We start from the raw sequence: 20691 nt of genomic DNA on the forward strand, positions 1-20691 counted from the left end.
GGGCCCCGCCGGACGGCGGGGCCCTCTCCATGAGGAGCTGCAACGTATGGAACTGAACAGACGCACGGTCATGACGGGTGCGGCGGCCGCGGCCGCCGGGGTCGCCGCCACCGCGGTCGGCGGCGGCACGGCACACGCCTCGCCGGCCGGGGGCGGTGGCGGCCGGGGGAAGCCGGTGCGGACGCTCTTCGGCACGCTCGCGGACGGCACCAGGGTCCACAGCTGGTCGCTGGAGAACGGCGGGACCCGGATGGCGGTCCTGTCCTACGGCGGCATCGTCCGGTCGCTGGAGATCCCCGACCGCCGGGGCCGCTACGCGAACGTCTCCCTCGGCTTTCGCACCCTCGAGGAGTACGTCGCCTCCAGCCCCTACTTCGGCGCCCTGATCGGCCGCTACGGCAACCGGATCGGCAAGGGCCGCTTCACCCTCGACGGCAAGGAGCACCAGCTCTCCGTCAACGACGGCGCCAACAGCCTGCACGGCGGCGCGCAGGGCTTCGACAAGCGGGTCTGGGACGTCGAGCCGTTCACCGAGGGGTCCGACGTCGGACTGCGCCTGCACCACGTCTCCGTCGACGGCGAGATGGGCTACCCGGGCACACTGCGGGTGAGGGTGACGTACACCCTCACCCGGCACGGCGACTGGCGCGTCGACTACGCGGCCACCACCGACCGGGCCACCGTCGTCAACCTCACCAGCCACGTCTACTGGAACCTCGCCGGCGAGAGCGGCGGCTCGATCCAGGACCACGACCTGTCCATCGCCGCCGCCCGCTACACACCGGTCGACGCGGGACTGATCCCCACCGGCGAACTCGCCCGGGTCGGCGGCACCCCGTTCGACTTCCGCCGCGCCAAGCCGGTCGGCCGGGACCTGCGCGTCGCCCACCGGCAGATGCTGTACGGGCAGGGTTTCGACCACAACTGGGTGCTCGACAAGGGCGTCACCGCCCGCCCCGGACCCGCCGCCACGCTCCGCGACCCGGCCTCCGGCCGCACCCTGCGGATCGCCACCACCGAGCCGGGCCTGCAGTTCTACTCCGGCAACTTCCTCGACGGCACCCTCGTCGGCACCGGCGGACGGGTCTACCGCCAGGGGGACGGACTGTGCCTGGAGACCCAGCACTTCCCCGACTCGCCGAACCAGCCGTCGTTCCCCTCGACCGTCCTGCGGCCGGGTGAGACGTACCGGACGACGACGGTCCACTCGTTCGGCGTCTGACCCCGGCGCGGGGCGCGACGCACCTCACGTGCCCCGGGTTCATTCCGTCACAGTTTTTTCACACCGGTTGAACAGCGCCACACTCACCTTCGTATGTACGGGTGGTCCGTGCTCCCCCCGCGCGGGCCACCCACGCATGACGGGCTCACGACCTCCCCGGCGGGCCCGCCGTCCCCGGAGGTTCCATGGCCGACGTCACCTCGCTGTTCCGCAGCAACGCGGCGCACAGCCCGTCGATGGCTGCGCTGGCGCGCGAGAGCGACGGGGCCGGCCTGGTGGACTTCTGCATCCCGTGCAACCCGTACTTCCCCACCCCCGCCATGTTCGAGGACATGGCGGCCCGGCTGCGCGACATCATCACGTACTACCCGAGCAGCGCCGACACCATCACGGCCGAGCTGTGCGACCTGCTCCAACTCCCGCCGCAGTGCGTGGCCATGGGCAACGGATCCACCGAACTCATCACCTGGATCGACCACCTGCTGGTCCGCGAGTCCCTCGCCGTCCCCGTCCCCACCTTCGGCCGCTGGACCGACCAGCCCATGGAGACCGGCAAGCGGGTCGACATGTTCCCGCTCCAGGAATCCGGCGGCTTCGCCCTCGACCTCGCCCAGTACGCCGAGTTCATCCGGGCCCGGGGCACGAAGGTCGCGGTGATCTGCAACCCCAACAACCCCGACGGCGGCTTCCTGCACAAGCACGCGCTCGTGCAGTTCATGGACGCGATGGCCGACCTGGACCTGGTGGTGATCGACGAGTCGTTCCTGGAGTTCGCCGACGCCGAGGTGGAACCGTCGGTGGTGCAGGAGGCGATGCTCCGCCCCAACGTCATCGTCCTGCGCAGCCTCGGCAAGAACTTCGGCCTGCACGGTATCCGCTTCGGCTACCTCGTCGCCAACCCCTCGCTCGCGGGCCGCATCCGCTCGATGCTGCCGAAGTGGAACCTCAACTCCTTCGCCGAGCACGTGGTGTTCATGCTGAAGGAGCACGGCGCCGAGTACCAGCAGAGCCTCCACCAGGTACGCCGCGACCGGATGGACATGTCCGGCCAGCTCTCCTCACTGCCCGGCCTGACGGTCTACCCGTCCCAGGGCAACTTCCTCTTCGTGCGCCTCCCCGTGGGCGCCGAGGGCACCGTGGTCCGGGACCGCATGCTCACCGAGCACCGGCTCCTGGTCCGCGAGTGCGGCAACAAGATCGGCTCCTCCAGCCGCTTCCTGCGTCTCGTGGTACGTCCCCAGGTGGACGTACGCCGCCTGGTGTCCGGCCTGGAACAGGTGCTCTACGGGACCTCCAGGAGGGGAACCGCCGTGCCCGAGCAGGCCACAGGGACCGGCTACAGCTCGGGCACGGCGGCGATAGACCGCCTGGTCAGCGAGACCAACGGCGCAGGCACCCAGGGCCTCGCCGCTCAGGCCATCGGCGCCGGCGCCGGTGCACACGCCCCGGGCCTCCCCGCCGCTCCGGCCGCCGGCATCGGCATGCCGCTCCCCGCCGCCCCGTCCCCCGTCCCGGTGGGCGCGGACGGCGGGATGCCGATGCCGGCGGCGTCCTCGCAGGGCGCGCAGCAGATGCCCCCGCCGGTGCCGCAGCAGATGCCGCAACCCGTGCAGCAGCCTGTGCAACAGCCCATGCAGCAGCCTCCGGTGCCGCAGCAGCCCGACCCGCAGCTGATGCCGCACCCCCTGGCGGCGCCGGCTCGGGTACCGGCTCCGGCGCCCATGTCCGCCGCGGCCCCCTACCCGCCCCCGCAGGCGCCCGCCCCGGCTCCGGTACCGGCCCAGATGCAGATGCCCACCGGCCCCACCCCGCCCGGCGTCCCCGCCCGTGGCGGCCTCACGGCGGCCCAGGTCAGAGGCACCGACGGCCTCTCCCCGGCCCCCGCGGGCGGCTGGTCCGGAGGGCAGGCGCAGAACTGGCCGGAGGCGGCGGGCATGGGCCAGGTGCTCTGAACAGGCCCGCCGGTCGGGCCGGGCCCGACCGGGAGAACTCGATGTGCGGCCCCGTCCGGGGCCGCACATCGAACCGTTGCCGGTGTCGTGTCAGTCCTCGTCTCCCTAGTGGTGGTTGCCGTAACCGCCACGGTCGTAGCCGTTGTGGTGGTCGCCGTAACCGCCACGGTCGTAGCCGTTGTGGTGGTCGCCGTAACCACCGCGGCCGTGGCCGTCGTGGTCGCCACCGACCCGGTTGTAGTCGTTGTAGTGGCCGCCGCGGTTGTAGTAGCCGTTGTCGTAACGGTCGCCGTAACCACCACGGTCGTAGCGGTTGTAGTGGTTGTAGTGGTCGCCGTAATCACCGCGGTCGTAGCGGTGGTAGTAGCCGTTGTCGTAGCGGTCGCCGTAACCGCCACGGTCGTAGCCGTTGTGGTGGTCGCCGTAACCACCGCGGCCGTAGCCGTCGTGGTCGCCGCCGACCCGGTTGTAGTCGTTGTAGTGGCCGCCGCGGTTGTAGTTGTGGTGGTCGCCATAACCACCACGGTCGTAGCCGTTGTGGTGGTCGCCGTAACCACCACGGCCGTAGCCGTCGTGGTCGCCATGACCACCGCGGCCGTAGCCGTCGTGGTCGCCCTGGCTGTGGCTGTAGGACGAGGACGCGACGGACGCCGAAGCAGTGCCTGCCGTGCCCACCGCGACGCCACCGGCTATCACCAGCCCGGCGGCGGACACCGCGGCCAGACGCTTCGCGCGTTGTGCTCGCATGGGAATACCTCTCGCTCCATCATCTCCCGCGTCTCCGACAGGAAGCGCGGGAACGGACGGCCGCAGCCGCACATCGGAATTGCGGCAGGGTCTTCTGATGTCACCGCATGTCGTCTTGAGCACGAACTCGACCGCCGACGCCTCCAGGTCGCCTCTCACGGGCGGTCACTGTGGCCTTGGTCCGCTCTACCGGGAACCGGTCGGCCGGGCGTGCCGTGCGTGCGGCATTCAGCAATTGAGCCTAGTACCGCACCGGCGGTTTGGCATCTCGGGCGACCCACTGCGTACGCCCGTTCACCGGAGGAGCCGGGCCGTGCCCTGCTGGATCGGCGGGACGGCGGGCCGGTCTCCCCCGGTGCCCGTGCGAGCCTCGCAGGTCAGGAGGCCGGGCACTCCTTCCAGGCCATGTGGTAGGTGGTGCTGATGTCCCCGTCGGTGGAGTCCATGGTCATGAAGCTGACCTTGTCGGGGGTTTTGGTGCCCGCGCTGACGCGCAGTTCGGTGTTGATGTTGAAGTTGCGCAGGACGCCGCAGGGGGCGTAGACGAGCTGGGCCCAGTCGGTGGTGTCCGTGGCCTGCCAGTTGTCGTCGTGGGGGCCGTCGTAGACGTGGGTGCGGTACTCCGTGTTCGGGGAGCCCTGGAAGTAGTACGACGCCCGCTGGGTGCCCCTCGCGCCGGGCTGGAGGGCGGCGAAGCCGCGGTAGTCGGCGCTGGCGATGGCGTAGGTGAAGCCCTGGGGGACGTGGACGACGAGGCTGAGCTGGCAGTTCTTGCGGGATGCCGTGGGGTCGGAGTTGCCGCCCGCCTGGGCGAGGTAGTCGCTGTAGGTCACGGTGAACGCGGTGTTGTCCTCGGAGACGGCGACCGCGGCCGTGCCCTTGGGGCAGCCGGAGCCGTTCACCGTGGCGATGTCGATGACGATCTTGTCCGGGGGCGGGTCGTCGAACGCGGAGGACGGGTTGTGCGCGGGTATCGCCGCGGCGAGCAGCGCGGCCACCGCGCCGCCGAGAAGCAGTCCACCAGCCATGGTTCTCCCAATCCGGTCAGTGGGGGGTGGATGCGACGTCGTACTCGTGTCGCCTTCTTTTTCGTTGAAGCGTCATGCACCTGACAACAATGTGGATGCATGCGCCCCCGGCCCTCGTGAAGGAGGCATGAAGGTGGCGTGAAGGCCGGGAGCGCTCGCATCGTACGCAGCACGGCCGCCGGCGGGCAGGACGAACTCCGGCCATTCGCACCGGGCGAAACCGGCGTACCGGGAACCTCGTGTGAACACCGGCGGGCCGATCCGTAGACAATGGCCCACCAGGAGCACACGCAGCACACCAGGAGGCGGCTCCCTTGGAGCTCAGCAGGCGTACCTTCACCGCGCTGACCGGAACGGCGGCGCTCGGCCTCGCGCTGGCCGGCAGCAAGGCTGCGACCGGCACGTACCCGGCGCAGACCGTGCCGACGGGCCCGCCGCCCGCTGCGCCGCGCGCGGACGGCAAGCGGCACCAGGTCGGCTTCGACCGGTACTCGCTGCTGGTCGACGGCCGGCGGCTGGTGCTGTGGTCGGGCGAGATGCACCCCTTCCGGCTGCCGAGCCCGTCGCTGTGGCGGGACGTGCTGCAGAAGCTGCGCGCCCACGGGCACAACGCGGTCAGCGTCCCCGTCCCCTGGAACCTGCACTCCCCCGCTCCCGGCCGGTACGACTTCACCGGTGTGCGGGACCTGGATCTGTTCCTCACCATGGCCGCCGAGGAGCAGCTGTACGTCGTCCTGCGCCCGGGGCCGTACCTGGGGTCCGCCGATCTGGACGCCGGTGGCCTTCCCGGCTGGCTGAGGGCCGCCGAGGGTCCGGCCGGCCGGAACCCGGATACGGACCCGGCGTATCCGCGGCACGTGGAGGAGTGGCTGGGCGCGGTGGACGCCATCGCCGTCCGGCATCTGTTCACCGGCGGCGGTGGCACGGTGCTGCTGTACCGGTTCGAGGACCGGTACGGCGGAGCGGACGGCGGCGCCCACCTGTCCCGCCTCCGCCGGAAGGTGCGCGCCGACGGGATCGACGTACCGCTGTTCCACGACGACGGCCGCGCGGGCGGGTCCCGGAGACCCGGGTTCGCCGCCGAGACCGCCGTGGGCGCCTCCGATCCCTGGGGCGGGGTCTCCTCCGGCGGCCGGGGATACGTCGGAGTGCGCGAGAAGTGGGACCCGGCCCACGTGCGGAGCGGCCTTCTCACCCGGCTCGCCACCGGGATCACCGCGCACACCGTGCGCATGGCGGCCGGCGGGACGTCCTGGGGGTGGCTCTCCTCACCCGACGTGTACACCTCGTACGACTACGGGGCCCCGATCAGCCAGGCCCGCCGGCCCACCTCCAAGCTGGCCCCGTCGCAGCAGCTCGGGCACCTGCTGCGGACCGTGCCGGACCTCGCCCGGCTGGAGCCGGCCGGCGAGGTGCGGGCGAAGGACGACCGGCTGAAGGTCCACCACCTGGCCAACCCGGACACCGGCGCCCAGGTGTACGTCCTGCACAACGACTCCGCCGAACAGGTCACCTCCGCGCTGCCGGGCACCGGGATCGAGGTGCCCGTGACGGTCGGGGCACGGGACGCCAGACTGCTCGTCACCGGGCTGCGGCTAGGACGGCGGAAGCTGGCGTTCTCCACCGCGCAGCCGCTGTTCCGACTGACCGTCGGACGGCAGGACATCGCCGCGTTCGTGGGCCGGGCCGGTGAGACGGCGCAGGTCTCCCTCGCCTGCGACACCCAGCCGCTCACCAACCGGCTGGACACCGAGCCCGCCTGGTCCTACGCCCAGGGCCGGCTGAACGTGGTGGCGCCGCTGGGGGTGGGCGGACTGAACCGGGTGCTGGTCGAGAACGGCGACTCGAGGACGCCCATGCTGCTGCTGTTCGCCGACGACGCGACCGCGCTGCGGCTGTGGCCCCACGAGACCCCGTCCGGCCCGCTGCTGGTCCACGGTCCGGCGCTGCTGCGCTCGGCCACGCTGCGGGGCGCCACCGTCCACCTCACCGGCGACGTCGCCGGTGAGACCGGCCTGGAGGTGTGGGCGCCGCGCGGGGTCACCGCCGTGACCTGGAACGGGCAGCCGGTGCGCACCACGGTCAGCCGGGCCGGGAGCCTGGTGATGGAGGGGCTGCTGCCGGCCACGCCCGCGCCGTCCCTGCCCGCGCTCGGCGGCTGGCGGCGGCGGACGGAGAACCCGGAAGCCGAGCCGGACTTCGACGACGCGCGGTGGACGGCCGCCGACCGCACCGCCTCCCGCGGCGGCGCTCCCGCGCCCGGGGGACGGCCCGTGCTGTCCGCGGACGACTACGGCTTCCACTACGGCGACGTCTGGTACCGGGGACGCTTCGAGGACGCGCGCGGCATCACCTCGGTGTCCCTGTCGTACCGCACGGGGACGCAGGGGCTGCTGATGGCCTGGCTGGACGGGCAGCCACTGGGCACGCACCGGATGCCGGCGCCGGACGAGGACACGGTGGGCCGGGGCTCCTGGACCGCCACGGCCGCCTTCCCCGTGCCCGAGCGTCTGCGCGAGCGGGGCGGGCGGGTGCTGTCCGTGCTGGTACGGCCGATGCAGCAGGCCGGGCAGGAGAGCGACGGCGACAGCGGCGGGCCCGGGAGCGGGGGCGGGGAGGCGGACGGCGCGTCCCGGGCGTCCGGGGCCGGGCGCGGACGTGGGCTGACCTCCGTCGCCTTCGAGGGCGCCTCCCCGGAGATCGGCTGGCGGATCCAGGGGGCGGGGGCGCCGGACCGGGTGCGGGGGGCGCTGAACAACGGCGGGCTGTACGGGGAGCGCGAGGGCTGGCACCTGCCCGGCCACGAGGACCGGGACTGGGAGACCGTGGACCTTCCGCGCGGGGACCGGCGGCAGGGGGTGGCCTGGTACCGGACGGAGTTCCGGCTGGACGTCGATCCGGACGTGGACGCGTCGATCGGTCTCGTCCTCGAGGACGAGCCGGAGCGCGCCTACCGCGTCCAGATCTTCCTGAACGGCTGGAACATGGGCCAGTACGTCAACGATGTGGGCCCGCAGCACACCTTCGTGCTGCCGAACGGAATCCTCCGCACCCGCGGGCCCAACACCCTGGCCCTGGCGGTGCTGTCCGACGGGACCACACCCGCCGGCCCGGGCGAGGTGCGGCTGACGCTGCTGGGCGCGGTGCGCGGCGGGGTGCCGGTGGAGCCGGTGGAATCCCCGGGACGGTGACCCACCGCCCCGGCGGCCCCTCCGGCAGCCCCCCTTCGCCATGGTCATCACGTTCGTCACGCCGTCGGGCTCAGGCCAGCCGGATCACGTTCCAGGACAGCGGTTCCAGTACGGCGGTGAGCCGCCCGTCCGTCAGCCCCGTGCCCTCGGCCGGGTGCGGGGTGACCCGCTCGGGTTCGTCGAGGGTGTTGCGGGCGTCGGGGTCGGCGTCCGCGAGGACGCTGTGCTCCACGACCGTGGTGAGACCGAGGCCGCCGAGGGCGATCTCCAGCGGCAGCGCCCCGGTGCGGCTCCGGTTGACGGCGAACACGGTGACCGTGCCGTCCTCGGCGCGTACGGCGGTGGCGTGCAGCAGGTCGGCGGTGCCGTACCGGGCCGTCTCGTACGTCGGTGAGTCCACCCGGACGTCGAGGACCTCGCCCCTGCCGTACCGGGAGGCCTGCGCGAACGGGTGGAACGTCGTCTGGCGCCAGGCGGGGCCGCCCGGCTCGGTCATGATCGGCGCGATGACGTTGACGAGCTGGGCGAGGCAGGCGATCCTGACCCGGTCGGCGTGCCGGAGCAGGGCGATGAGGAGCGAGCCGAACACGACGGCGTCGGTGACGCTGTAGCTGTCCTCCAGCAGGCGCGGCGCCTCGGGCCAGTCGTCCTGCGCGAGGGTCGTCGCCCGCTCCTGCCAGCGGGACATGTACCAGACGTTCCACTCGTCGAAGGAGAGGTTGATCTTCTTCGGGGACTTGAGCTTCGCGCCGACGTGGTCGCAGGTGGCGACGGTGTCCTCGATGAAGGACTCCACGTCGACGGCGGAGGCGAGGAAGGAGTCGAGGTCGCCGTCGTGCGGCTCGTAGTAGGCGTGCAGGGAGATGTGGTCGACGAGGTCGTATGCCTCGGTGAGGACCGTCGCCTCCCAGGCGGCGAAGGTGGGCATGGACCGGCTCGAGGAGCCGCAGGCGACCAGTTCGACGCCGGGGTCCTGCTGGCGCATGGCGCGGGCGGTCTCGGCGGCGAGGCGGCCGTACTCCTCGGCGGTCTTGTGGCCGGTCTGCCAGGGGCCGTCCATCTCGTTGCCGAGGCACCACATCCGGATGCCGAAGGGGTCCTTGTCGCCGTGCGCGACGCGCAGGTCGGACAGGGCCGTGCCGGCGGGGTGGTTGGCGTACTCCTGGAGTTCGAGCGCCTCGGCGACGCCCCGGGTGCCGAGGTTGACGGCCATCACGGGCTCGGCCTGCGGGCCGATCTTCCGCAGGAAGGAGAGGTACTCGGACAGACCGAAGCGGTTGGTCTCGGTGGAGTGCCAGGCGAGGTCGAGGCGGCGCGGGCGGTCCTCGACCGGGCCGACGGAGTCCTCCCACTTGTAGCCGGAGACGAAGTTGCCGCCGGGGTAGCGGATCGCGGTGACGCCGAGTTCGCGGACCAGGTCCAGGACGTCGGTGCGCAGGCCGTCGGCGTCGGCGGCGGGGTGGCCGGGCTCGTAAATGCCGGTGTAGACGCAGCGGCCGAGGTGTTCGACGAAGGAGCCGAAGAGGCGGGGGTCGACCGGGCCGACGGTGAAGGCGGGGTCGAGGGTGAAGCGGGCGGTACGCATCTTTTCCTTTCGGGGGTTCGCCGGTGCGGGTGCGGATACCGGTGCGGGTGCGGATGCCGGTGCGGCGGAGGAGGCCACCGGCCGGCGGGGCCGGTGTGCGCGACGCCCGCCACGATCTGGCGCTGCAAGAAGACGAAGACGACGGTCAGCGGCAGGCTCGCCGGGAGGCCGCCGGCCCTCGGCCGGGCCCACTGGAAGTTCTGGTCGTCGACCCACAGGCCGATGGTCTGCGGCCCTTTCCCGGTGGCCTTCCCGGCCTCCTCCAGCACGTCGGACCACTCCTCGGCCGGCGTCACGGGCACCATGCGCCCGTCGGCGCCGAGCGGGCCCGCCTTCCCCAGCACGTCCTTGCGGTGGAAGCAGAGCTGTACATGAACGTCGAGGGGCAGGTCGTAGAGCTCGCCGTCGGCGACGGCCCGCTTCCACAGCTCGGGGTCGAAGTCCTCCTCCCGCACGCCGTGTTCGGCGAGCAGGCCGAGGTCCCACGGGTCCAGGAGGCGGCCCGGCGAGAAGCCGGGGACCCTGCCGAGGTGCATGACGCCCGGGTCGGGCGCCCTGCTGCCCGCCGCGGCCACGGCGAGTTCGGCGCGGAAGGGGCTGCCCCACCGGAGGGTGGAGTCCTCCACGTCGATGCCGGGGCGGTCCTCCCGGAAGGCGTCCGGCATCGCGATCATGTCGTAGCCGTCGCCGCCGCTGAAGAGGTTCCAGTACCGCACCCGCGTGCCGGCGTCGCAGGCCAGGACGTCCGCGCCGGTGCCGAGGGCCGCGAAGCCGAAGCTGCCCGCGACCGTCAGGCCGCCCGCCGCGGCCGGTAAGTGCCTGCGTTTCAGGCCTGGTCGTCCCATGCCCTGCCCCATCTGTCGGGTTCTCGTGGCCGGCGGGGTCGGGCCCGTGCGGGCCGTACCCCGCACCGCTCGTTCGGGATAACAGATTGTTCGACATGTCGGATGAGGCACGTAACTTCGAACGGACCGTAAGGGCCGGGCGGGGGCACGTCAATGGTTCGGACGAGAACGGGCCCGGGAGGGCGTCGGCTTCTCGCATCACCCGACCAAGGGGCGCTGTACGGCCCTAAGGTGAGGGGGACTCGTACAATTCAGCGATTCACGCGGTACAGGGGTTGACGCGCGTGGAGCACCGGTGCCGGGGGCGGGAGGGTGAAGCGCGCCGCCGGCCGCGTCGTGGCGCGCACCGTCCCGCCGCCGACCAGTCCGACGTCACCAGCCACCCGGGGAGAGAAGTGAGCACGAAGGGCGCCATGCGCAGGCTCCGCAACGATCTGGTGGAGGCTCTCGAGGGTCTGGCCAGGCCGTCGACCCCCGGGGAGCTGTTCGACGCCCTGTGCGCCCGGCTCACGAGGCGTCGCGGCAGACCGGTGGAGTACCGCCTGGTGACGTTCCCGCCGGGCACGGCCAGCGGGCTGTACCTGGACATGGCGGACCGGGACCTGATCTGCGTGCAGGAGAACACCAGCCCCTGGCACCAGGTGGTCATCTTCGGGCACGAGGCCTGGCACATGGTCGCCGGTCACGCCGGCCGGCACGAGCCCGGCCCCGCGGTCGCCGCGCGTCTGCTGGCGGACGAGGCCGACCTGACGGCCGCTCTCCAGGTGGCGGCACGCACCGACTTCGACCGGAACGAGGAGTCCGACGCCGAGTTGTTCGGCCTGACCCTCGCGGGCCGCCTGCGCGGCTGGCTGGAGGGCGCGGACACGGTGACGCCGCACAGCGAGCTGGCGCGGCGCATCCAGGCGTCGCTCGGACACCGCCGGGGCTGATGCGTGCGGAACTCCGACTACTACCTTCCCGCCATCGCCCTCGGTGTCGCCTTCGTCGTCAAACTCCCCGCCCTGCGGCGGGGTTGGCGCGATCCGCTGGTGCGCTCCGCCCACTTCCTGATCTTCACCGCGGGCATCTGCTTCTTCTTCGCCGCCCCGCCCACCATCGTCGCGGTCAACGCGCTCACGGGCGTCCCGAACTTCTCCGGCCCACTGGTCTACTCCATCATGTGCGCCTTCAGCTGTGCCTGCCTGGTGCTGATCGTCAACTGGCGCGGCGGGCCGCCGGAGACGATCCGGCGCCACTCCCGGCGGTGGATCGTCGGCTACACGGCGGTCATCGTCGCCCTGCCCGTGCTCTTCGCGCTGGGGGAGGCTCCCGTGGAGCGGCTCCGCGACCTGGACACCCACTACGCGACCACGCCCTTCATCCGCGAGATGATCGTCGCCTACCTCGTCGCCCACATCACCTCCGCCGCCGTCACGACGGCGCTGTGCCTGAGCTGGGCGCGGCAGGTGCGGCGGTGGCTGCGCGTGGGCCTGGTCGTCCTGGTCATCGGGTTCGTGCTCAACCTGGCGTTCGGTCTCGCCAAGCTGTCCGCGGTCGTCGCGCGGTGGAGCGGCCGCGACTGGGACGCCCTCAGCACGACGGTGGCACCGCCGATCGTCGCGGCGGGCGGTCTGATCGTGACCTTCGGGTTCCTGTTGCCGCTGCTGGGCCCGCAGATCGGCGACCTGGTCCGGTGCTGGGTCAACTACGCGCGCCTGGGCACGCTGTGGCGGCTCCTGCGCACGCCGGGGAAGCGGCGTGCGCTTCCGCGCATCCCGTGGTGGTCCGATCCCGACATGCGCCTGGCCGTGCGGGAGACCGCCATCCACGACGAACTGCTCGATCTCCAGCCGTACTTCGACGAACTCGTCCGGCAACGCGCCTACGCCAGAGCGATCGAGAGCCGGCTGCCGGAGGAAGAAGCCGATGTCGTGGGGGCGGCCGCCATGGTGGTCGCCGCGGTGGACTCGCGCTCCAGAGGTCCGCTGCGGGGGTCCGAGGAGGCCAGTGCCGCCGGAGCCCTGGCGCTGACCTCGGTCCTCAGTTCAGAACGTGAGCGGCTCGTGCACCTGTCGCGCGCCGTGGAGTCCCCCCTAGTCGCCGCTGCGCGCCACCTCGCAGCCTCTCCAGAGAGCAGTTCGTCATGACACCCCCTGACCGGACCGCCCGCAGTGCCGCACCCCGCCGTGCCGTGGTCATCGGCGGCGGAATGGCCGGCATGCTCGCGGCCGCCGCCCTGGCCGACGCCGCGGACGAGGTCACCGTCGTCGAGCGCGACGTCCTGCCCGCGGGGCCCGAGCCGCGCAGGTCGCTTCCCCAGGCACGCCACGTGCACGTGCTGTGGTCCGGCGGCGCCCGGGCGTTCGAGCGGATCATGCCGGGCATCACGGACCGCTGGCTGGCGGCCGGGGCCCGGCGCATCCCCCTGCCGACCGGCCTGGTGTCGATGACCGCTCAGGGCTGGCTCAGACGCTGGCCCGAGATGCAGTACATGATCGCGTGCACCCGTGACCTGCTGGACTGGGTGGTGCGCGAACAGGTGCTGCGGATGCCGACGGTGAGACTGCTGCAGGGACACGAGACACGGGCCCTGGAGGGGACGGCCGCCCGTGTGACCGGCGTGCGCGTACGGACGCCGGAGGGGCGGGAGCCGACCCTCGACGCCGATCTCGTCGTGGACGCCGGCGGCCGCGGGTCGCGCGCCACGCAGTGGCTGCGGGCTCTGGGCGTGGACGGCGTCGAGGAGGCCGAGGTCGATTCCGGGCTGGTGTACGCCAGTCGCTTCTACCGGGCGCCCGCGGGCGGCGACGACTTCCCCATCGTCAACGTCCAGTCCGACCCCGGCGAGCCGGTGCCGGGCCGGACGGCGACCATCGTCCCCGTCGAGGGGGGCCGCTGGCTGGTGACCCTCTCGGGCACGCGGGGAGGCGAGCCGTCCCGCGAGCCCGACCGGTTCGAGTCCTTCGCCCGCTCGGTCCGGCACCCCGTGGTGGGCGAGCTGCTCTCGCTGACCACACCGCTCACGGAGGAGGTCACCGTCTCCCGCAGCACGGTCAACCGGCGCCGCTACTTCGAGCAGGCACCCGCCTGGCCGGACGGGTTCGTCGTGGTCGGCGACTCGGTGGCCACGTACAACCCGCTCTACGGCCAGGGGATGACGGTGGCCGCGCAGGGGCTCGTCGAGCTCGGCGCCGCGGTGGGCCGGAGCGGGCTCCGTGCCCCCGGACTCGCACGCGAGGTCCAGCGCGCCATCGCCCGTCCCGCGGGCATCGCCTGGGAACTGGCCACCTCCCAGGACATCCTCTATCCCGGTGCGGTGGGCCGACAGCCGCGGTCCGGGAGCGCGCTCATGAACCGCTACGTCAACCGGCTGGTCCACGCCGCGACGGGCCGCGCCCGGATCACCCAGGCCTTCCTCGACGTCATCACGCTGTCCGACTCCCCCGCGTCGTGGGCGCACCCGGACGTCGTGGTGGGAGCTCTGCGCGGCCCGGGCAGGGAACCCCTGACCTCGCCGCCGCTGACCGCAAAGGAGCTGAGGACGGCGGCCGGCGGCCGGCGTGACGCGTCCGGGTGACCGCTTCCGCCCGTGACGGACCGCCGGGGCACGACGGCATGTCCAGCACGGGTCGGCGCCCGACCGGCTGCCCTCGTCCCGCCCGCTGACGGCACGCCACTTCGCGCGGGGAGGTCGTCGATGAACCCGGACCTCGTTCTCCGAACTCCCGAACTCCCGGGCTCCCGAACTCCCGGGCTCCCGGCGCCGTGCCGGTGGCCGCCCCGGCCCTCGGGCCGCCCGTGCCCCGCCGCCTCGTCAGCCCGCGAAGGCGGGTGGGGCGAGCCCCCTGCCCGCGTCCGGGACCACCAGGAGGGAGCCGGCGAGCGGGGGCGGGGAGGCCAGGCCCACGCGGGCCGTGGTGACGTACAGGTCGCTCAGGCCGGGGCCGCCGAAGGCACAGGCCGTGACGCGGGGCACCGGCAGCTCCACCACCCGGTCCAGGGCGCCGGACGGGGTGTAGCGGCGGACCGCGGCACCGTCCCACAGCGCCACCCACACACAGCCCTCGGCGTCCACGGTGAGGCCGTCGGGGAAGCCCGCGCCGTCCTCGACCACGGCCAGCGGACGGCGACCGGTGACCGAGCCGGAGGCGGCGTCGACGTCGAAGACGTCGATACGGCGGGTGGGGGTGTCGATGTAGTACATCAGGCGGCCGTCGGGGCTCCAGCCGGTGCCGTTGCTCACCGTCACGTCGTCGAGGACGGTCTCGGCCGTGCCGTCGCCGCTGATGCGGGTCAGGGTGCCGCCGCCGGTGGCCTCGTCGTAGCGCATGGTGCCGGCCCACAGCGTGCCGTCGGGGGCGACGGCGGCGTCGTTGCCGCGGCGGCCGGGGACGGGCTCGTGACGCAGCCAGCGGAAGGTGTCGTCGGGGTCGAGCAGGCCGATCCCGTCGCGCAGATTGAGGACCAGGCCGCCGCCCGCGCGGGGCTTGACGGCGCCCACGTGCTGTTCGGTGCGGCGCAGGGTGCGCCGGCCGGTGGCCGGATCGTAGCTGTGGACGCGGGAGTTCAGGATGTCGATCCACAGCAGTCGGCCGGTCGCCGGGTCCCAGGTGGGGCCCTCGCCCAGGAGGGACTCCGCGCGGACCGCGACCTCGTAGGAGGCGCCGCCGGTCATGAGGTCCCCCGGTGGCCGAGCCGCTCGGACAGGTCGTCGGCGCCCTTGACGGCGAGCTGTTCCAGTTCGGTGCGGCGCTCCTCGCCCCAGCGGATCATCGGCACGGAGATGGACAGCGCGGCGACCACCTGCCCGGTGCGGTCGCGGACCGGTGCGGCCACGCAGCTGACGTCCGGGTTGGACTCGCGGTTCTCCACGGCGACGCCCCGGGCGCGGATCTGTGCGAGGGCCTCGCGCAGGGCGGCCGGGTCGGTGATGCTGTTGGGCGTCATCGCGGCCAGCTCGGCGTCGGCGGGCAGGCGCGCGGCGAGTTCCCGCTCGGGGAGGGAGGCCAGCAGCATCTTGCCCACGGAGGTGCAGTGGGCGGGCAGCCGGCGGCCGGCCGCCGACACCATCCGCACCGCGTGGGTGGAGTCCACCTTGGCGATGTAGATGACGTCGGTGTCCTCCAGGATCGCCACGTGCACCGTCTCGTCGCAGGTCTCGGCGACGGACCGGGCCACCTGCTGGCCCTCGGCGGCGAGGTCGAGGTGCTCGGCGTAGCGGGCGCCGAGCTGGTACGGCCGTACGCCGAGCCGGTAGCGGCCGGGCCGGCCGGTCACCGGGACGATGTACTTCCGCGCGGCGAGCGTGGTCACCAGTTCGTGCACGGTGGTGCGCGGCAGCTGGAGCCTGCGCACGATGTCGGGGGCGGAGAGCGTCCCGTCCCCCTCGAGGAAGAGCTCGAGGATGTCCAGAGCCCGGGTCACGGCTGGTACGAGGCGTCCCACGGCCGGCCCCCTCCCTGTCTGTCTCGGCCTGTTCGAGATATCAACAGGCGACCGGAATGACGAACACAGGCTAGCCATCCGGACTACCCCGGGCAATGGCCCGCGGCGCCCGCCAGGGAGGTGGCCCCACCAGGCCCCCTCGGTCCCCGCCGGTCATCCCGGGGGCCACCGGGCATCCCCGGGCATCCCCGGGCACCGTCGCACACCACTGGTCCTCCCTGGGCATGGTCAGACACCGGGCCCTCCTGGGCACCGCCGGACACAGCCGGACATTTCCGGGGCTGCCGGGCGTCCCCGGACACCCCGGGGACCATCAGGCACTGCCGGGAATTCCTGGGCACCGTCGGACGCCGTCGGTCATCCCCGGGGGCGGGGTTCGCCCAGGTCGCCGCGGAGCCGCTGGGCGCGCAGCACCAGTTCCAGTTCGAAGCGGCGGTCCGGGTCGTCGATCTCGTCGCCCCACAGTTCGCGGATCTGCCGCAGCCGGTAGCGGACGGTCTGCGGGTGCACACCGAGCCGGGCCGCCACCTCGGGCGCGCCGCCCCGGGTCTCCAGCCACGCCAGCAGCGTCTCCGCGAGCCGCCGTCCGTTCGCGGGGGTGCAGTGGGCCAGCGGGGCGAGGCACTTGAGCGCGAGGTCGTCGATGAGTTCCTCGGGCTGGAGCAGCACCAGCGCCTGGGTGTGCCGGGTGCAGTGCAGCACCTCGTCGGCGGGCAGCAGCCCGCGCTCCATCAGGAGCAGGGCGGCCTCGGCCCAGCGCAGCGACTTCGCCGCGTCGGCCGGCGGCACCGGCGGCCCGATCGCGCCGGACCAGCCGGTGAGCGCGCGGTGCAGCAGTTCGGGGCGGCCTGCGGCGTCCGGTTCCGGGACGATCATGCGGGGCTGCTCGGACTCCATGTCGAGCAGCACCTCCGGCCCCACGGCGGGCGCCACCGCCTCCCGGGCGGGGCGCCTGAGGACGCCCACCGCGACCTTCTCGGGCAGCGGCCAGCCGATGCGGGCGGCCCGTTCGGCGAGCGCCTCGACCGGATCGCCCCGGTGGTGTTCGGTGAGCAGGAGTTCCATCAGCCGGCGCTGCAGCCGCAGCCGTTCGCCCGCCTGCCGGGCGGCGGCCTCGGCGTAGCCGCGGACGGACTGGTCGACCAGTCCGTCCAGGTACGCGTAGCCCGCGTCGGCGAGTTCGTACATCGCGGGCGGCGGGATGTCGATGCGCTGGCCGATCTCGGCGAGCCGCCGCCAGGCCATGCGGACCCCGAGCCGGTAGATCGCCTGGAGCGAGTCCAGCGACCGCCCGTGCAGGCCCTCACCGCGCCCGAAGTCGTGGAACAGGCCGGGCGGCACCGTGGGACGGCCCGCCGAGTAGTCGGCGTGCTCCAGGTGCCGCACGAACACCTCGATGGCGCGGCGGATGCCGATGAGGGCCATCGGCTCGCCGGACTCGTCGAGCACGACGGGGAGTTCGGGGTACTCGCGCTGGATCTCGCCCATGATCTCCTCGGCGAGCGCCGGCGCCTCGGCCAGGGCGATCTCGGCGAACCGGTGCACCTGGGAGCGCGGGACGTCGCGCCAGGCGGAGCGGGCCGGGACGGTGGTGGCCGCCGTCACCCGTCGGCCCCCTGACCGGCGTGCTCATAGGTGATCAACGGCGTGTTCGGCTGGTCGGGGGTGGCCTCGAGCAGCGCGACCACACCCAGGGCGGCGCCCACGGCGAGGGCCGCGGCGAACACGACCGTCAGTGCGGCGGCGAGCAGTCTGGACATCTCAGGGCAAGCCTCTCTGGTCGGAGGATTCCCCACCCCCCGAAAGCGCGTTCCGCCACCCTTGTCCGTCGCGCCCCAGTGTCGAGTGTGCATTGACACTCCGTCAAGGGGCGTTTACGGTTCCCGGCCCAGAGGGAGTTCGGTCCCGGCCCGCAGGGGGTGCCGGATGGCTCCGCCCCTCCCGCACGCGCGTTTTCCTCTACGGACCCGGCCTGCTCAGCGCCGATCCGTCCCAAGCCTCTGGAGTGCCCGGATGCGCCGTACAGCCTCCCCCCTTTCCCTGGCCGTGCTCGGTCTCGGAACGTTTCTGCTGGTACTGGCCCCCCTGTTGGCCTGGTACGTGCAGCCACGTGCCGCGGTGAACCCGATCGACATCGACACCACCGCCGTCTACACCGGCCGGGGCAGCGTGTTCGACCTCGACCGGGTCGAGACCGTGCCGGGTCAGGCGATCACCGTCACCCAGCGGGTGCGCGGGAACGTCGAGGAGAGCGTGGACAGCGGGAACGCCGTGTGGGACGTGATCACCACGGTGGACACCGACGCCTCGCTGCCGGCCGCCGATCCGCACGACGCGCTGGACTTCTCCCCGCACCGCTGGGTGCTGGACCGCCGGACCACGAAGCCGGTCCACTGCTGCGAGGAGAAGCCCCACATCGAGGGCGAGGCGTACCTCAAGTTCCCCTTCGACGTGCAGAAGCGCTCCTACCGGTGGTGGGACAACACCCTCGGCGACACGGTCGTGATGCGCTACCGGGGCACCGAGAAGGTCCAGGGGTACACCGGTTACCGGTTCACCGCCTCGGTGCCGGCGACGAAGACCGGCACCCGGCTGGTGCCGGGCACCCTCGTGGACGAGCCGGACCGCCCGCAGGTGCTGGCCGAGGAGTGGTACGCCAACCACGGCCTCGAGCTGGTCGTGGACCAGGCCACCGGCCGGGTGATCTACGCGCAGACCGGCCCGCGGCGCACGCTGCGGGCGCCGGGCGGGGACGAGGACGCGGCGGTCCTGCTGGACGCGGAGAAGCTCGCGTTCACGACCGGGACGCAGAAGGAGGCCGTGCGGCAGGCGAAGCGCGACAGCGGGCAGCTGCGCATGGTGGGGGAGACCCTTCCGGTCGGCGCGGGCGTGGCGGGATTCGTGCTCGCGGTGACCGGCGGGATTCTGGTGGCACGTGGACGGAAGGAAGACGAACGCCCCGGTTTGCCCGGTACCGACCGGTAACCACTCACGAACCGAAGTGACTTCCGAGTCGACCGGACCCGAAATTGTCATCCCGGTGAGTAGCCCTGGGGGACGTCTGGGCGAAAACTGTCCATCCCCACCCCGTGCACAAGCCACGCACAGTCAGTGCCCAGGGGGAGCACGCGTGCTCCCCCGAGGCATTCGCGTTCCTTCCGACACCACCCCGCCCGTCCGAATTCCTTCCCTCGCCACGTTCTCACGCCACCACGTTCCGCACCCCCTGCGCCTCGTGACCCTCCCCGCACCTCCGACTCCCCGTACCTCTGACTCCCCTGTCTCCGGCTCCCCGTACCTCCGACTCCCCTGTCTCCGACTCCCCGTACCTCCGAACTCCCGCCCCTCCGGCACCGCCCGCGCCCGGCAGCACCGCCCGCGCCGCGCATCCCGGTCCGGCCCGCACCGTGTCCCGCGTACCCCACGCATGACCCCAAGACGAGTTGGAGCACCGATGCCCCAGCACGTACCGTCCTCTCCCCCGCTCCCGGCTCCTCTCGAACGGGGGACTCCCCACCGCGCCGCGCTCCCCGGCGTGCCGCAGGCGCTCGCGGAGGTGTTCCCCGGCCCCCGCCGGATCGTCTTCCTCGCCCACCGCGACCTGGACAACCCCTCGGCCGGCGGCTCCGAGCTGCTGGTCGACCGGCTCGCCGACGGCCTGAGCCGCATGGGCCACCAGGTCACCCTGCTGTGCGGGGGGCCGGCGACCCCCGTCCGCGACTACCGCGTGGTGTCGGCGGGCGGCGCCTACAGCCACTTCCTGCGGGCCCGTTCCGCCTTCGCCCGCCAGGTCGGCGACTGCGATCTGCTGGTCGAGGTCTGCAACGGCATGCCGTACCTGGCGCCGATGTGGCATCGCGGGCCGACGCTGTGCCTGGTCAACCATGTGCACACCGATCTGTGGCGGATGCGTTTCGGCGGCCCGCTGGCCCCGGCCGCGCGGATCGGGCGCAGGCTCGAGCACTGGGCGCTGACCGGCGCCCGGCGGCACGGGCTGCTGGTCGCCGTCTCCCCGTCGACCGCGGACGCGCTGCACGGGATCGGTGTGCCCCGCGAGCGGATCAGGGTGGTGCACAACGGTGTGGAGGAGCCCGGTCCGCGCACCGGGCGTTCCCCGGAGCCGCTCTTCGTGGCGGTGGGCCGGCTCGTCGAGTACAAGCGGATCGATCTGCTGCTCCGGCTGTGGGAGCGGGTGCGGCCGGTCACCGGCGGCCGGCTGGTGATCGTCGGCGACGGCCCCGAGCGGGAACGCCTCGAACGCCTCGCCGGTCCCGGTGTCGAGTTCACCGGACACGTCTCCGAGGCGGAGAAGCACCGTCTGCTGTGCGCAGCCTGGCTGTTGCTGCACCCCTCCGCGGTGGAGGGCTGGGGGCTGGTCGTCACGGAGGCGGCCACCCGCGGGACCCCGACCGTCGCCTTCGACGTGCCCGGTCTGAGGGATTCCGTGGTGGACGGCGAGACCGGCGTACTGGCCCGCGGCGAGTCCTCGTTCGCCGCCGCCTGGTGCACGCTCGCCCTGTCCGGCGCCCGCCGGGAACTGATGGGCGGGGCGGCCAGGGACCACGCCGCACGTTTCCGCTGGGGCCGCACGGTGCGGCAGTTCGGCGCGGTGGCGGCGGAGGCGGTGCGAAGTCACCGGCCATGAACGACAGACAGATGACTGACAGGGGCATGACCGAGACAGGGCCGGGCGA

15 protein-coding genes and 1 pseudogene are annotated in these 20691 nt (G+C 72.8%); 8 read left to right on the top strand and 8 right to left on the bottom strand.

The window, feature by feature from the left end; translation table 11 throughout:
• The first annotated feature begins 46 nt into the window (after positions 1 to 46).
• Together ACWEQO_RS03285 and ACWEQO_RS03290 are read left to right on the top strand one after the other, a co-directional pair.
• Entirely contained in the window at positions 47 to 1222 is a 1176-nt protein-coding gene (locus ACWEQO_RS03285; RefSeq protein WP_361447976.1) for an aldose epimerase family protein, read from the top strand.
• Positions 1223 to 1407: 185 nt separating this feature from the next.
• Entirely contained in the window at positions 1408 to 3174 is a 1767-nt protein-coding gene (locus ACWEQO_RS03290) for a pyridoxal phosphate-dependent aminotransferase (protein ID WP_452978345.1), read from the top strand.
• 105 nt (positions 3175 to 3279) lie between these two features.
• On the opposite strand, the gene ACWEQO_RS03295 is transcribed toward ACWEQO_RS03290, so the two are convergent.
• The gene (locus ACWEQO_RS03295; RefSeq protein WP_452978348.1) at positions 3280 to 3921 is read right to left on the bottom strand and encodes a hypothetical protein; all 642 of its coding nucleotides are present in this window, start codon (positions 3919 to 3921) and stop codon (positions 3280 to 3282) included.
• Between the two features lie 377 nt (positions 3922 to 4298).
• Positions 4299 to 4949: a DUF4360 domain-containing protein gene (locus ACWEQO_RS03300; RefSeq protein ID WP_361447967.1), complete on the bottom strand. Its 651-nt coding sequence runs from the start codon at positions 4947 to 4949 to the stop codon at positions 4299 to 4301.
• A 314-nt stretch (positions 4950 to 5263) separates the two neighbouring features.
• Between ACWEQO_RS03300 and ACWEQO_RS03305 the strand changes: the two genes are divergently transcribed.
• Positions 5264 to 8140, top strand: coding sequence for a glycoside hydrolase family 35 protein (locus tag ACWEQO_RS03305; protein ID WP_452978351.1), 2877 nt, complete (start codon positions 5264 to 5266; stop codon positions 8138 to 8140).
• A 70-nt stretch (positions 8141 to 8210) separates the two neighbouring features.
• Here the strand turns inward: ACWEQO_RS03305 and arfA are convergent, their stop codons facing one another.
• Both arfA and ACWEQO_RS03315 read right to left on the bottom strand, forming a co-directional pair.
• Positions 8211 to 9725, bottom strand: a complete 1515-nt coding sequence (gene arfA / locus ACWEQO_RS03310; RefSeq protein ID WP_452978354.1) for an arabinosylfuranosidase ArfA — start codon at positions 9723 to 9725, stop codon at positions 8211 to 8213.
• 188 nt (positions 9726 to 9913) lie between these two features.
• A pseudogene (locus ACWEQO_RS03315) lies at positions 9914 to 10570 on the bottom strand (ABC transporter substrate-binding protein); the annotation flags it as partial.
• 413 nt (positions 10571 to 10983) lie between these two features.
• On the opposite strand from ACWEQO_RS03315, the gene ACWEQO_RS03320 reads away from it, so the two are divergent.
• The 3 genes from ACWEQO_RS03320 to ACWEQO_RS03330 are packed head-to-tail and all read left to right on the top strand — an operon-like array spanning position 10984 to position 14129.
• Positions 10984 to 11502: a toxin-antitoxin system, toxin component gene (locus tag ACWEQO_RS03320; RefSeq protein WP_361448726.1), complete on the top strand. Its 519-nt coding sequence runs from the start codon at positions 10984 to 10986 to the stop codon at positions 11500 to 11502.
• A gap of 3 nt (positions 11503 to 11505) precedes the next feature.
• Positions 11506 to 12699 (top strand): MAB_1171c family putative transporter, encoded by a 1194-nt coding sequence (locus ACWEQO_RS03325; protein ID WP_452978357.1) that lies wholly within the window; start codon positions 11506 to 11508, stop codon positions 12697 to 12699.
• Positions 12696 to 14129 carry an FAD-dependent monooxygenase gene (locus tag ACWEQO_RS03330; protein ID WP_452978360.1) on the top strand — a complete coding sequence of 478 codons (1434 nt, stop codon included), beginning with the start codon at positions 12696 to 12698 and terminating at the stop codon, positions 14127 to 14129. The genes ACWEQO_RS03325 and ACWEQO_RS03330 overlap by 4 nt, the downstream gene beginning before the upstream one ends.
• 237 nt (positions 14130 to 14366) lie before the next feature.
• Here ACWEQO_RS03330 and ACWEQO_RS03335 read toward each other — a convergent pair whose 3' ends face one another.
• From ACWEQO_RS03335 to ACWEQO_RS03350, 4 genes are all read right to left on the bottom strand, one after another.
• Positions 14367 to 15227, bottom strand: coding sequence for an SMP-30/gluconolactonase/LRE family protein (locus tag ACWEQO_RS03335; protein ID WP_452978363.1), 861 nt, complete (start codon positions 15225 to 15227; stop codon positions 14367 to 14369).
• Entirely contained in the window at positions 15224 to 15997 is a 774-nt protein-coding gene (locus tag ACWEQO_RS03340; RefSeq protein WP_361447949.1) for an IclR family transcriptional regulator, read from the bottom strand. Before ACWEQO_RS03340 ends, ACWEQO_RS03335 begins: the two co-directional genes overlap by 4 nt.
• 357 nt (positions 15998 to 16354) lie before the next feature.
• A complete protein-coding gene (locus ACWEQO_RS03345) occupies positions 16355 to 17602 on the bottom strand; it encodes a PucR family transcriptional regulator (protein ID WP_452978366.1) in 1248 nt (415 codons plus the stop codon).
• Positions 17599 to 17757 (bottom strand): hypothetical protein, encoded by a 159-nt coding sequence (locus ACWEQO_RS03350; RefSeq protein ID WP_361447943.1) that lies wholly within the window; start codon positions 17755 to 17757, stop codon positions 17599 to 17601. Before ACWEQO_RS03350 ends, ACWEQO_RS03345 begins: the two co-directional genes overlap by 4 nt.
• A gap of 253 nt (positions 17758 to 18010) precedes the next feature.
• On the opposite strand from ACWEQO_RS03350, the gene ACWEQO_RS03355 reads away from it, so the two are divergent.
• Positions 18011 to 18982 carry a DUF3068 domain-containing protein gene (locus ACWEQO_RS03355; RefSeq protein WP_361447940.1) on the top strand — a complete coding sequence of 324 codons (972 nt, stop codon included), beginning with the start codon at positions 18011 to 18013 and terminating at the stop codon, positions 18980 to 18982.
• Between the two features lie 469 nt (positions 18983 to 19451).
• Positions 19452 to 20642, top strand: a complete 1191-nt coding sequence (locus ACWEQO_RS03360) for a glycosyltransferase family 4 protein (protein ID WP_361447933.1) — start codon at positions 19452 to 19454, stop codon at positions 20640 to 20642.
• Positions 20643 to 20691: the final 49 nt, after the last annotated feature.

This window comes from Streptomyces sp. NPDC004051 (assembly GCF_053604275.1).